The 13,684-nt window shown below is 58.2% G+C and carries 6 protein-coding genes and 1 tRNA gene; all 7 read right to left on the reverse strand.

Annotated features, from left to right (window positions below; translation table 11 throughout):
- Nucleotides 1-24: 24 nt before the first annotated feature.
- The 7 genes from NG895_RS29055 to NG895_RS29085 all read right to left on the reverse strand — a co-directional run bounded on the left by NG895_RS29055 (nt 25) and on the right by NG895_RS29085 (nt 13,676).
- Nucleotides 25-98 (reverse strand) — tRNA-Arg (locus NG895_RS29055).
- Between the two features lie 289 nt (nt 99-387).
- Entirely contained in the window at nt 388-2,952 is a 2,565-nt protein-coding gene (locus NG895_RS29060; RefSeq protein WP_252856084.1) for a hypothetical protein, read from the reverse strand.
- 362 nt (nt 2,953-3,314) lie between these two features.
- Nucleotides 3,315-4,781 carry a DUF1501 domain-containing protein gene (locus NG895_RS29065; RefSeq protein WP_252856085.1) on the reverse strand — a complete coding sequence of 489 codons (1,467 nt, stop codon included), beginning with the start codon at nt 4,779-4,781 and terminating at the stop codon, nt 3,315-3,317.
- Between the two features lie 11 nt (nt 4,782-4,792).
- Complete coding sequence (locus NG895_RS29070) at nt 4,793-7,507, reverse strand: PSD1 and planctomycete cytochrome C domain-containing protein (RefSeq protein ID WP_252856086.1); 2,715 nt, start codon at nt 7,505-7,507, stop codon at nt 4,793-4,795.
- Between the two features lie 272 nt (nt 7,508-7,779).
- Nucleotides 7,780-11,955: a hypothetical protein gene (locus tag NG895_RS29075; RefSeq protein WP_252856087.1), complete on the reverse strand. Its 4,176-nt coding sequence runs from the start codon at nt 11,953-11,955 to the stop codon at nt 7,780-7,782.
- A 99-nt stretch (nt 11,956-12,054) separates the two neighbouring features.
- Nucleotides 12,055-12,492: a hypothetical protein gene (locus NG895_RS29080; protein ID WP_252856088.1), complete on the reverse strand. Its 438-nt coding sequence runs from the start codon at nt 12,490-12,492 to the stop codon at nt 12,055-12,057.
- 71 nt (nt 12,493-12,563) lie between these two features.
- Nucleotides 12,564-13,676 (reverse strand): DUF1559 domain-containing protein, encoded by a 1,113-nt coding sequence (locus tag NG895_RS29085; RefSeq protein ID WP_252856089.1) that lies wholly within the window; start codon nt 13,674-13,676, stop codon nt 12,564-12,566.
- Nucleotides 13,677-13,684 lie beyond the last annotated feature (8 nt).

Consider the following 13,684-nt stretch of genomic DNA (forward strand, 5'->3'; position numbering starts at 1 on the left):
TTGTTTCGGCTGAGTTAACTATAGCACGCCCGACAGGATTCGAACCTGTGACCTGCGGATTAGAAGTCCGCTGCTCTATCCAACTAAGCTACGGGCGCTAACGGTGAAGTGGCAAGCACTTACGTCGAGAGTATCATACGTTACAAAAAGGAGAGAATCCATAGTCCGTTCCCGGTGGGGGAATGGCCAATTGCCTAGTGTTTGGAGTACCTTTGGCGACTGTGGCATCTTTCTCTTGCAGCGCTGCATGGACGGTGTGTTGCTCCACCCATTAGGTGACACAGGTCGAGTCGTGGACGTTCGGCTTAGTGCGAGACCTTTCACGGCGGCCATTCCGATCGTCCTTTGGGACTGGACCATTCAATATGCGGCAAAGTAGTCGACACTTTAATCTCGCCATCCGGCCATTTGAAGCGGGCTCGTGGAATCGGCTGTGGGTAGCCCCGGCATTGCGTAGCCGGATGATTCCGGATTGGAGTCTGGAGCAGGCGTGTGCATCGCGGCATGGGCGGCGTCGTGCCAGGTGTCGGTACCGTCGTCGTACCAGAAGTGTTGGCCGAGCGACTTCGGCGTGCCTTCGTCTGCCAAAGGCAGATGACAGCGGCGAGCTAGTTGCCCGCAGTAACGTGCCATGGCGGCGACCAACTGCTCATACGCTTCGCCTGCTTCGGTGTTTTCGTTTACGTAGCAGTAGTAGCCCAGGAGTTGGAACTTGTCGCTAATCGCGATGAGTTGTCGAGCCTGCACTCGCTGGCGATGGTCACGAACATAGATGACCTGCTTGTTGGCGTCGGTAGCGTTTGCTAGCACCGCCATCTGATTGGCATAGCCGAGGCTCAGGCAGGTTCCGAAGTAGTTGCCCATCAAGAATACCTCCATCGGGTCAGTAGAGACGTCGATGGTCAAGCGGCGATCGGCAACGTCAATAACGCGTCGCTCGCCTTGCAGCCAGGCCTCGATGTCTATGCCGCGACTGCGTGCAGCCTTAAGCCATTTCTCATTTGTGGGCAGCGCTCGCTTGTAGCGGCTTCCGTGCTGTTTGTGGGCGTTCATCAATTGATCGAACAGTTGCTGTTCAACGGTCTGCATATCGCGACGCCATGCGGTGAACTGCATCACTCGATGCATCGATGCCGATTTTAGTCGGTGCGACAAGGCGTTTCCTAGGACGGCTTCCGCGCTGCTGCGGACCATAAGGCGAATCGATTCCAAAGCCGTGTGGACAAAAGTGTCTTGCATCGCTCGCAGGGCTTTGTTGGTCTCTTTAGAGATGTCGGTTGGCGCTTCTTTCTCCAAGTATCGCAGGCGAGAAAGTTGCTGTCCGTTTGCCGAACCTTGCCGCTCCAGTCTTGCCAGGTAGGCATGCTCGCGATGGCGCGAGTTTTTGGCTTCGAGCAGTCCGCGGACCGTGGCGGGGGTTCGCGGTTCCTGACCCATAGAGCTTTGAAGTTTCTGGAGATGTCGTGACCAGCTTTCGAGGCAGTTCGCTTTGGCGCCCGACGGTACGGCAGCTAGTAGGCGCCATCGCCGCAGATTCCGACGAACTTCGTGAAACGTCATGGCTGGTAGCACAACTTCAAGCAGGGTCGTCCGCAGCAGGTTGCTGACCCGCGGAGTACGTGCGGCAGTGGGCACCGAGATCACCCAGGATACAAACTCGTCCAAGGGAGCCCAGTTGCTCAGTTCGGCGCAAGATTCGAGAATGGATACGAACTGGTAGTTCGTTATTCCCAGTTCCGCTTGTTCAAGTTGTTGATGGAAGCTTCTAACCCAACCCGCCGGCAACTTGGTGCCTGTCAACGACTGTCGGAGGCCGTTCTGAACGACCCATTCGATATCGTCGATCCGCTGCGAAAGGCTCAGTTGATACCGCACAAAGCGGAAGTTCTCCAGCAACGGCGCCGCCGACTGGTCGATGGCTCCTAGCAGTCGATCGTAGCCCGGTCGACGCGACTCCTCGAGTAGCTCACGGGTGGTGCGACGGACTTCGAGATCGTTGTCACGCTCGATCCAGTAGTTCACCAATCGTTGGGGAATCGGCGTCGTGGCGTTATCGGATGCCACTATCGTAGCCAAGGCTGCCGCCAGGCGATGCATTCGGCCGTCGCTGCACTCGCGCAGAGCTTGGCGGCACACGTCTGATTGCTGCAAGAGCCGATCCGCAAGTGTATGCCCCTTTAGCTTTGCCGTGAGGCCCGCTCGAGTTACGATGCGAGTGGGCAGTCCCGACATCCACAGGGCCATCTCTTGTTGAATGGCCCTGCTTGGTTCCAAGGTCGCACGCTTTTGCCAGATGTGCAGCTTCGCCAAGGTGGCCCGCAGTAGACGACGCGAGTCGGATTCGGGACTGGGGCTTGCAAGGAATGTTGCAGCGTGGCAAAAGCGACTCGTCGCCACGCCGCCCGCTACCCAGAATACGATCCTTGCCAGCCGATGGAAGCAAGGTGCCGGCGTGCCGTTGTCCCATGCCTGCCTGATGATTCGGCTTAGATGCGACTCCTGTTCGTCATCAAGCAGCCATGGTGACCGGCCGACAATGTCCTGGGATCGAATCAAACGCTTCCAACGGTGCAGTTGGCGCAGTCGTTCCTGCAACGCGGCGACTTCACAAACATCATCCCGGTAGCGGGATGGTCGATGGCGGCCTCGCCCCGAAGGCTGCAGGAATCGCTGCCAGTTTGTTAGGGCGTGGCCGGACGAAACCAGTTGTGACTCAGTGAGTTCATCCACCGCCTGCCGGGGAACTCCCAGATCGGCGGGGGTGATACAATTCGACTTGCTGTGGTCCAAATGCGCCAGATAGCGGAGCATCTGTTCGGCGTCCGGCTTTCCGCGTACGAGTAGTAGCCTGCCGTCGGCGGTGGCGTAGACGCGTCCGTGCAGGGCGCGAGCCTTGGACCTCTGGCGGGCCAGGTAGGAACCTGGGTATTTATGTTGCTTGTGTAGTTGCATGGTGCTGCCTTCGCTCATCGCATACCGCCGCCGCAAACAGCGACCTTGGGGTCGCCGGTATCGGCGCGCACAGATATCACGGGATTCACGACCTACTTCAGGTCGTCGGGATCAAAGTTCCGTGAATGCCCTGAATGGGCGAAGCGATAAAACGAGCATGGCAGTTCCTATGCAAGCTGAAGTGGGCAACATACCCACCGGAGTAGGATAGCCGAAGGACACCTGCAGTCGATGCGCGGTTCGCTCTGAAATGCGGAGAGGAGAAACGGGCGAAAGAAGCCACTGGCAGAGGACGTGGGCGAGCTGCTCAGCGGATTTGCTGAAAGCTTGCGATAGGAACGCGGCGGAGGCATAAGCCGCGATCAGGCCAGAAGCTCTTCTACCACCCGTGCCGGTTTCACGCCGGTAAGTTTCTGCTTCAAGCCTTGGAAGTCGACGGCCAAGCGGTTGTGCTCCAGTCCCAACAGGCGAAGGACCGTGGCGTGAAAGTCGCGAACCTGCACCGGATTCTCCGCCGGGCGGTAACCCAGCGCGTCCGTCTCGCCGTACGTGATTCCGGGACGAGTGCCGCCACCGGCCATCCACATGGTGAATGCGTGCGGATTGTGATCGCGGCCGATAAAACGCATATTCGCTCCGCCGCGATTCTCCTGCATCGAGGTGCGGCCAAACTCGCCACCCCAGATCACCAACGTGTCCTCAAGCATGCCTCGTTGTTTAAGATCAGTGAGCAATGCTGCGATCGGTTGATCGATCTGCTTGCACTTGTCCGCGAAGCCAATGTTGAGCGCTTCGCTCTCGTTCGAACCATGCGAATCCCAGCCCCAATCGAATAGTTGTACGAAGCGTACCCCCTGCTCTACCAGGCGTCGGGCAAGCAAGCAGTTGTTGGCGAATGACTCGCGGCCGGGTTGGGTGCCATACAACTCGTGCACATGCTGTGGTTCGTGGGAAATGTCCATCACCTCCGGCACAGCCATTTGCATGCGGAACGCCATTTCGTATTGAGAGATCCTCGTCAGCGTTTCGGGGTCACGATAACGATCGTAGGATAGGTCGTTTAGCCCGTTCAGGACGTCGAGCATCTCGCGTCGTTGGCTGCGTGATACCTGATCGGGATTGGCGATATCGAGGATGGGATCACCTTCGCTACGACATTGAATTCCTTGATAAACCGAAGGCAGGAAGCCGGCTCCCCAGAGCGCTTGACCTACCCGGGGAAACCGGCCGCCGGATAGTAGCACCATGAAGCCAGGCAAGTTCGAGTTATCGCTCCCCAGCCCCCACGTCACCCACGACCCCATGGATGGATAGCCGAGGCGTGGTTGGCCGCTGTGCACCATTAACTGGGCGGGAGCATGGTTGAACTGGTCGGTCTGCACCGTTTTTACAAAGCAAATGTCGTCGACATGCTTCGCCATATGCGGCAACCGGTCGGAGACCCAAGCGCCGCTTTGTCCGTGCTGCTGAAACTTGTATTGTGGCCCCAGCAAGCGTGGGACGCCGCGAATGAATGCGAAACGTTGGCCTTCCAATAGTTCTGCCGGACACTCCTGGCCGTCATAGCGCTGCAATTCGGGTTTGAAGTCGAACAACTCGAGTTGGCTGGGAGCTCCCTCCAAGTGAATGAAGATCACGCGCTTGGCGCGGGGCGGGTAGACGCTGGCCGAGGAAAGCTCGGGACTGCTCTGCTGCGAGGCGCTGGCCGACTGCGACGCCAGCCACATCGAGCCCAGGCCGAGCGCCGATCCACTGAGGAATCGCCGTCGGGTCATCGCCTCGAGAGTGCGTTGCCGGAAGTTGGTCACAATGTCGGAGTGGGAAGGCATACGCTTCTTGGTTACTTGGTTAGGGCTTCGTCCAGGTTCAGCAAAACGCTCGCCACCATCGTCATTGCCTGGTCTCCAGGGGCGGTGTCCACGTACGCCTTGAGCCGCGACAGTTCTTCCGAGGTGGGTGCCCGAGCGGTGACTGCTTCGAAGCCGAACGTCAGCTGTTCCGTCAAATCGTCGCTATGCTGCTGCATCCTTTGGCCAAGTTCCTCGGCAAACTCGACAAACGTCTTGTCGTTCAAGGTCATCAGAGCTTGCGTGGGGGTGTTGGAGCGGATACGGCGGGGGGTGCAAAACTCTCGCGAGGGAGCATCGAAAGCGAATTGCATGGGATAGGGAATGCTCCGCTTGGTATAGGTGTAGATGGCACGTCGGTAGCGATCGAGGTTTCCAGGCGGAGGAGCTTTCCATTGATCGCGCGATTGGAAGGGCTTCCACACGCCAGCGGGAATGGGTGGATGGACCGGCTCGCCGAACAGCGTGGGGCTGAGCAGTCCGGACACCGCCAGGGCATTGTCGCGAACCATCTCGGCAGTGAGCGGAGTACGTGGTCCCCGCGCCAGCAAGCGATTGTGAGGGTCGACGTCAGCGAGATCGTCGCGCGCGACCGACGACTGCCGATAGGTACTCGAGAGAACCAATTCGCGAAGCAGGCGTTTAGTGCTCCATGCATAGTTTCCGCGAAATGCGAGCGCGAGGTTATCCAGTAAACCAGGATGAGAGGGTTCAGTGCCAGCAGAGCCGAAGTCCTCTTCGGTTTCCACCAAGCCCGTCCCGAACAGTCGAGCCCAGTACCGATTGACGGTCACCCGGGCGGTGAGCGGGTTGGTGTCGTCCACCAGCCAGTGGGCAAGGTCCAATCGTGTGGCGGGCTGTTTGCCGGGGAGTGCCGTCATCGTGGCGGGCACGCCGGGCAAAACTTCGTCGCCCTTGGTCAGCTGCGACCCACGAATCAGGATGTTCGTCGGACGGCTCAACCTGGCTGGAAGCTGCTGCATGACCGGAATCGCCGTGGAGCGGATCTGGCGACGTTCTTGCACCAGATTCTCCAAACGAGCTTGTCGACGCAGCCGTCGTTGGTCGTCCAGCAGGTCCAGGAACTCGGGATCGCTGGAGATCTCCAGATAGCCTCGCCGTGTAAGCAGGCTGAATGAGGCGAGAATCTGCCGATTGTGAACCAAGTTTACGGTGAGTGTTGCCTTCGATGGCACTCTGACTGGCGACTTGAGCAGCAGTACCAGCGATCGTGGATGGTGGATGCGGCTATAGGTTGCAAAGCCTCCGGAGTCGTTACCATCTAGCGTTCGACTTGGATCAACGAATGGATCGGGTTCGTCCGCGATGACATCGGCAAACTCCAAGACGGTCTCCTCCCCCTCCGCCGAGAGCGTGGCCGTGACATGCGAGAGCATGAAGCCCCATTCCGAGTCGCGAAGTGCGGTGGCAAGATCCAGCGGCAGGCAATGGACGCGGAGGGCGGTAAGGGGCTTCGACTCGGGCAAATCGGCAACCAGCGTAATGGTCGTGTTGTTGGCCACGGTACCGACCGTGTGGAACTCCGCTCGAGGTGGATCTTGCTGGTCCTCGATCGTCACCTTGGTTGAATTGTTGGTCCTGGCCTGCATTTTGGTCAGGGCTTGCCAGCGGGAATCGTCGCTCGCCAGGGCGTAGTCCGCTTCCCACAGGGCGGTTCGCAGCGACTCGATTTTCTCATCCAGGGCCTGGGCTTCGTCGTATTGGGCGACGTTAATGGGAACCTCTTTGACCGGTTGTTCGGAGGACAGATCGCAGTCGCGAGAATTGTTGAAGAACGCCACCGCTCGGTAGTAGTCTTCCTGCGTGAACGGTTCGTACGGGTGGTCGTGGCAACGTGCGCACCCGTAGGTCATGCCTTGCCATACCTGCCAGGTGGTATTTACTCGATCGAGTACCGCTTCCACGCGGAACTCCTCGTCGTCGGTGCCGCCTTCGTCGTTGGTTTGGGTAAGACGGTGGCAGGCCGTGGCAACAATGTCGCCCATGCTGCTATCGGGCAACAGGTCGCCTGCCAGCTGCTTGACCGTGAACTGGTCGAAAGGAAGGTCGTCGTTAAAAGACCGAATGACCCAGTCGCGGTACTTCCAGGCATTTCGGCGATTGTCGAATCCCAGCCCCCGCGAATCGGCATAGCGTACCTGGTCGAGCCATGCCGTTGCCCAACGCTCGCCGAAGTGTGGAGAGGCAAGCAGTCGGTCGACGGCCGCTTCGTAAGCCGCTTCTCCCCGCAGGCGTGCTTGCTCTTCAAACTGATGCCCCTCTTCCGGCGTGGGAGGCAGGCCGATCAAGTCCAACGACACCCGGCGGAGCCATCGTCCTGGCATCTCCTCAGGGCTTGGTGATATCCCCTCTGACTCCAGCCTCGCCAGAATCCACCGATCGACCGTTGTGCGACACCAGTCAGAATTCTCTACCTCTGGAGGTTCGCTGCGTTGTGGTGGTGAGAGCGACCAATGAGCATCCCAGGTCGCGCCCTGTGATATCCAGCGGCGAAGCAAGTCGATCTCTTCGCGGCTGAGTGCCGGGCCATGCTCGGCCGGCGGCATCAACAGGTCTTCGTCCGACGACTCGACCCTCTCGATGAGGGACGAGTCGTCGGGTTCACCTGGCTCGATGATCTGCATCAAGTCGTCGCGATAGACGAACGACAAACCAGCCGACTTCTTCACGCCGCCGTGGCAAGACATGCAACTACGCGTGAGCAACGGCCGTATCTGATCATTGAACGAGATCCGGTCGGCGCCTTCAGCTTGTGCTAGGGCCAGGGAGGCACTGGTCACGAAGATCCAGCACATCAGAGCCAGCAATCTCGGCATCCTTCCACTCACGCGTTTATCACCACTTTCCTGCATTGTCGACTGAATCACGAAACCTCATTCCAGTCCGAAAGTCACGGCGCACTTCTCCCGAGGGCAGGGAAATTGCCTGCCGCAAATGCAGCGGGAGCATCGGCCTTGTGCTAGCGGTTCTTGCGTCGCATGCGAGCACCACCGATTGCCAGGATTCCGACGGAAAGCAACACGCAGGTTGCCGGTTCAGGAACCTGGATGGGGGCACCATCCAACCAGCCGACATTGAATCCGCCGAATGCCGTACCCTGCAATGCTTCGTGCATTAGGTACAGATCCGTGAGATAGACTTCACCATCGTGATCCATATCACCCCAGGTCCAGGTTTCCCAGTCGCCCACGGTGGCTGTGCGGTGAGCACCTTCGAATACCTTGCGGCTCAACCAACCATCAATAAAAGCGCTGATGTCGTCGGCGTCGATGTCCCCGTCAAGGTCGAGATCGCCGTTCTCCAGCGTCCCAGCGAGGGACGGATTGGTGGCGATCTCGTTGGCGATCCACGCATTGTCGGAGAATAGGTCGAAGGTTCCCCAGTCCTCGCCATCCGTGCGGTCACCGGGAGTGCCCATTTCGTTGTTGCCGTAGACATACATTTCCAAGTCGTCGATCACGCCATCGAAGAAGTTGCCGTACAGCGTGGGGCCGTCCGTATCCGAATTGGGCAACTCGGATCCACCAATCACCAGGCGGTGGTCGTAGTCGGGCTGCGAATTGTTGACGACCACCAGGGGAGGACCATCCTGGTACTCCCGGGTGAATGTCTGGGTGTCGTTGTTTGCCGACACCGCAATACCGTCGACGTACATTACGGACGTGAATTCGTAGGGCGCGCCGCCGGCGATGACCTTAGGAGCTCCTGGCGTTCCATCGAGGTAGATGTGTTGCATGACGTGATACCAAGTGTCGCCAACGACTGGAACCATTGCTTCGGGGCCTGTCGTAATGTTGGCGAAGTGGCGACTGTTCATCTGGCTCCAATTACCATTCTCGTCAATGGCTGGGCCACCAGCGTAAATGGAGTCGGACACGATGGACTGAAAGCCACCGGCATCGATGCCAGCTTGGTCGGGATAGACCCACATCTGCATCCCTCGCCCCATGATCCCGTCGTAGTTAATAGGATAGGTAGTCGGGTTGGTGGAGGTGGCCAGGATCAGAGCAAGCTCGTCCGGGCGATTAAGCGGAACACCGTCGAGGTAGTCTCCCGTGCCGTCGAAGACGATCCCGTGCGAGTTGGCCACGCTCGTCAATGGTCGACCGCCTCCGATGGTGTCGACGTCGACATATTCTGGCGTACCTCCGACAGTCACATCCAGGAAGGAGCCACTTACCGGCCCGAACGTATCGGCCGAATTGCCCGCGGCCAAAGCTCCGGTGTTCATGGTTCCGACAACGGTGCCGGGGCTGCCTCCCTCCAGGCTGTCATCGCCCATCAGGTATTGGCGGTCGAGCGTGTAGTCGGCTGCTGCCCGGTCCGCGGTAAACAGGCCAGCGCCCAGCAAGGTAGCCAGCGACAATAGGGCTGGAACCCTCTGTAGACGTACTCTCTTCAGGCACACGGCTGCCAGGCACATCACGGCGGCCAACCACGTAGCAGGTTCGGGAACGGACGCTGCTGCAACCGCCCCCGGTGGCAAGCTTGCCCCCAGGTTATTGCGCCACACGACGTAGTCTGCAATATCTACGACGCCATCGCCGCTGCCATCGGAGTCGAGGTCCAGGCCAGTCTGGCCAAAGTCGGCTTTCCAAGTCAGGTAGTCATCCATCTCCACAGTTCCGTTGTTGTCGTAGTCTCCTGGCAAGTCGACTTCGTCCACGAACACGACGTTGCCGGTAATGAGACCTTGGTTCGATTCGTACTCGAAGGTTACTCCAGAGGTCACGCCGGGCATAAACGCCTGTCCCAGAGTGTAGAGGGACTGACTTCCCAAAGGTGTACTGCCAAGGAAGTTGACTTCAGCGAGCAATCCTGAGCCACTGCCTCCGGCCATGTCCCAACCTTCTAACTCGGAATCGCCAGCATCCGTTCCGGGATCATCGCCATCTACAGCTCCCAAGTTCTGCATGTCCAAAGTTGACCAGCCGGCAGGATTCAATTCGAGATTACTGCTGGTGATCTTGTAATAGCTCAGATCCACAGAAGAGCCGCTGTCGTTTAAGATGCGGGCGTTGCCGGTTACCGAATTGACTTCCAGCGTAAGGTCTATCAACTCCTCGTAGCCAACGCCGTCAAACCAAGTGCGGGTAGGTCCCGAAGATTGATTTTCCAAGTCATCCACATAGAAGATCAGTTCGCCGTTGGCGTTGGGCGAATGGAGACCCAGCTCTGCCGCATACATTGCAGGATTACTGCCAACAACAACAGTACCCTCGAACGCTGAAGCGTCGATCTGCGGGCCCTGGGTTGAGGTAGGAGAACCTGCTGCACTAAAGGAAGCGATTGGTTCATTCACGATGAAGTCGTCCAGTAAGTCTCCGGGTGTGCCATTGTCGTCGATGTAGGATGGGTCGTGAGTGATCTTCAGCCGCCAGTTCTGACTTGGGTTCGACCAGAAGAAACCGTACGTGAAGTACTGTTCGTCGGGATTGAGCCCTTCGACCGTCGTAATGAGAATTGGCGAGTCCTCTGGCCCAGCCGCGTTCGTTTCGTAGATGCCGTTGTTGCCCCAGCTGCCACTTTCTCGGAAACGGTATAGGCCATCGGCTGCATTTGCTGCCGTTGCAGACCAGGCGCTGCCGTCGTACCGAGTGGTGTTCACTCCCATGTTCACAGCTCCGTCAACGTCGTTGGGCACCGCGTCAACGTAGGTGATCTTCGCCAGGGCAGAACTGCTGGCCACGGTAAGGCAGATTGCCAGCAATGCCAGAGGGATACGTCGACACCTCAGCGCCAGACATCCCAAAATGGCGGAGATGAAGACGAAGCCCGATGTTGGTTCGGGAACCGCTACCCCTGTAACCATGGCCTGGAACGCACCCGCTCCATTGGCGATATCGTAGACTTCGCGAAAGGCTTGGAGGTCGTCGAAGTCGACGGCGATGTCCTGGTTGAAATCACCCGAGGCATAGGCCTCGGCCATGGAACCCGAAATGGGGCTGAATAGCGACGCCAGGAAGATGGAATAGTCTTCGGGGCCAACGCTGCCATCGAAGTTCAAGTCGCCTTCCGCAAATGCCAGACCACCGTTGCCAACAAATTCTACCTTTACCGGCTCTACGGTTCCCTGACCGTCGTTGAGTAGCAGATCCATCGTGACGTCTTCAACGAAGTACAACTCCCAGGCTGTACCAAAGCTGATAGCGACGTCGGCTGGAAGCGTACCCCCGTCTCGGGTACCACTAAGGTTCAATTCGGCTTCACTCAAATCGGTGGTGCTGCTCGCCTCCGAAAGAACGGACCACGAGTCATCCGCGTCGACGAGGCCGACGTTATCGCCAGTTGCGGTTGCGTCGTAGGCATCCGTAATCGTGGTCCAGCCATCTTGGGTGAGTGTGCCAGCAGGGGACTTAATGGAGTACCCCAAAATGTCTCGGGGGGTAAGCGACGTGTAGACCATTTCTCCAGTCGCGCGATCGATTGTCAAAGTCGGGACTCCCACTTCTTCGTACCCCACACCGTCGTACCAAGTGCGCTGGTTGGCGTCGTTCTCCCAATCGTCGATGTACACATGGATTTCACCATTATTATCTGCGGTGGTCATTCCGAAGGGAGCTTGGTACATCAAGCGGGTGTCGTCGACAACCATGACTTCGTCGTTAAAGCGGTTCGCGTCCGACGGAAACGCTTGGGTCGTATTCGGTATTCCGGCCAACCGGGTGAAGGTATAGGCCGGATCTTCGGGGAGGAAATCGTCGAGAATGTTACCCGGCGTTCCGTTGTCGTTAATGTTTGCAGGGTCTATCGTGCCCTCCAAACGCCAGTCACTTCCACTCCAAAAGTAACCATAGATGTCATATGGAGTTCCCGGAGTAAGACCCGTAATCGTGGTTCGCAGCATGTGTGCGTTCTCTGTAGGGTCGCCAGTGGACCAGCCAGAGACAACACTCGCTCCGTATACCGTTCCGTTGTTGGCAAATCCTCGCAGCTGCCACTCGTTATCGAGTGCACCGATGGAGTTTGCTTGTTGGGCGTTCCACTCAGTGCCATCCAGCAGCGTTGTATTGCCGCTAGGACCTTCGGTGGCATCGACGTAGGTGATCAAAGCTTGAGCCTGGTGGGCCCAGAGGGTGAAAAGTAAAACAGCGACGCCCCGCGACAGGGGAGTGGCAGAGAGTAGGCGTGACATAAGAAGCGATCCTGGTCAATGGTTGAAGTAATCTGAACCGGGTATCTGACAGTAGTGAGAACGAAGCTAGTGTTTGCCTGTGGTGTTGAACTAGAAACTTCAAAACGAGGAGCTGCCTTTGAAGACTTCCTCGAGGGGCCCTTTTTGCCCACCCCAGTCAAGTTCGATGACGAGGTCTTCCTGCGGGCCAGCAATGTCTTGGGACAGCCCTGAGGTGCCGATCGAGGCATACTTCTTGGGGGCATGCCAGACAACTTTGGTTGGGCCAAGTGTTTCGTTGGCAGCCACTTCAACGCGATGCGATCCGAGCACGGCTCCCATCTTGTCGGGAGAATAGCGGAGTTCGAAACTGCCATCGGATTCCAGCTCGGCGCTGGAGGCCCTGCCCTGTTTGGGGACAAATCGTATGTACCCGTAGTCGAGTGGTTCGCCATCGATGAGCACCTTGCCGGCGACTGGCACGACTTTGGGTCCCGACTCGCCACAACCGGCGACGGTAACCAGCAGGCAGAGCATTAACAAACGAAATAAGTCCATAGTCTGAGCGTGGATCCAAAGGAATTGCTGAAAATCACGGTCGATTCGTGCTGAGATGGCTGGTGGTTGCGCTACCGCACGGGACCCCCCGAACCACCACCCGAGTTGACCGGTAATGAGCCCGGCAAATCGTTGTAGGCGATAGTCGACTGCACCCAATAGACCGCAGAGTCGATGTCGTCGGTCAGGAAGTCGACGCGACCATCGCCATAGACAAAGCTCGCTCCGCCCGGGTGTTCGCTACCAAAAGCTCCGTTGCCGGCAGGCCCGCTGAGGCTCGTGGGAAGCGTAACTCCTTGGCCTTGTGGAGTGTTCAGCGGGTTGAACGTATTGCGAAGGCTGTCGCAATGACGCAGGGTGAAAGACCATGCATTCGTCGAGAGGTTTTCAATCTCACGATCGCTCAGCGACTGCATCGAAGCCTTAAGGGTGCCACGGTCGACGGGACGGGTATCGACTTCGCCGACGAAAAGGGTTTCGCTCATGCCGTCGACGATACGCCGGGTCTTGCGGCCGACTAGATAGACAAAGGGGCCCGTATTCTCCAGCTTTAGTTGAGCATGGATCGGGTTGCCGGGGCCAGCGCCCGAGAAATCGTAGCCCGTGGTCCCCATCGACCCGTGGACCGCCGCGTAGTTGCCCTGGGCTGATTGGACATAGGCTCCACCGTGGGTGATGTAGCTGTGTTCCATCACGGCCCGTCCAGTCGTGCTGGGGCAGCGATAGGCCTCGATCACAGTCGCCACACCTTGCGCCTTGTTGGGCGAGTTGAGCCAAGCCCGGTCCCAGGAGCTGCCACTGGTGGTCCAGATATTGCCCGATTCGAGGTCGAAGGAATCGTACAAAGCCTGTTGTTCCATGAACGGCAGGATCAGCAGAAACATGCTGGCCATACTGCGCTCGTTCTCCGGCAACCCAGTGCAGGGACCCCAGCTGGAACCATCGCATCCCAGCGAAGCTGGGGGAAGTTCTTTATACGTGGACTCGTAGTTCATTACGGCGAGTCCAATTTGCTTCAGGTTGTTCACGCACTGGGTCCGCCGGGCTGCCTCGCGAGCCGCTTGAACGGCCGGCAGTAGCAGGGCCACCAAGATGCCGATGATGGCGATGACTACCAGCAACTCGACCAAGGTGAAACCTTGCCGAGTACGCTCTTGCCAGGAAGTGTTTCTCGTTACAGCCATGTGGGAGA

The organism is Aeoliella straminimaris, assembly GCF_024054565.1.
GTDB lineage: Bacteria > Planctomycetota > Planctomycetia > Pirellulales > Lacipirellulaceae > Aeoliella > Aeoliella straminimaris.

What these genes read in the sequence shown, in the direction of transcription:
- NG895_RS29060 (WP_252856084.1), bottom strand. Translation starts at nt 2,952, where the DNA reads ATGCAACTACACAAGCAACATAAATACCCAGGTTCCTACCTGGCCCGC.
- NG895_RS29080 (WP_252856088.1), bottom strand. Translation starts at nt 12,492, where the DNA reads ATGGACTTATTTCGTTTGTTAATGCTCTGCCTGCTGGTTACCGTCGCC.
- NG895_RS29065 (WP_252856085.1), bottom strand. Translation starts at nt 4,781, where the DNA reads ATGCCTTCCCACTCCGACATTGTGACCAACTTCCGGCAACGCACTCTC.
- NG895_RS29075 (WP_252856087.1), bottom strand. Translation starts at nt 11,955, where the DNA reads ATGTCACGCCTACTCTCTGCCACTCCCCTGTCGCGGGGCGTCGCTGTT.
- NG895_RS29070 (WP_252856086.1), bottom strand. Translation starts at nt 7,507, where the DNA reads ATGTCTTGCCACGGCGGCGTGAAGAAGTCGGCTGGTTTGTCGTTCGTC.
- NG895_RS29085 (WP_252856089.1), bottom strand. Translation starts at nt 13,676, where the DNA reads ATGGCTGTAACGAGAAACACTTCCTGGCAAGAGCGTACTCGGCAAGGT.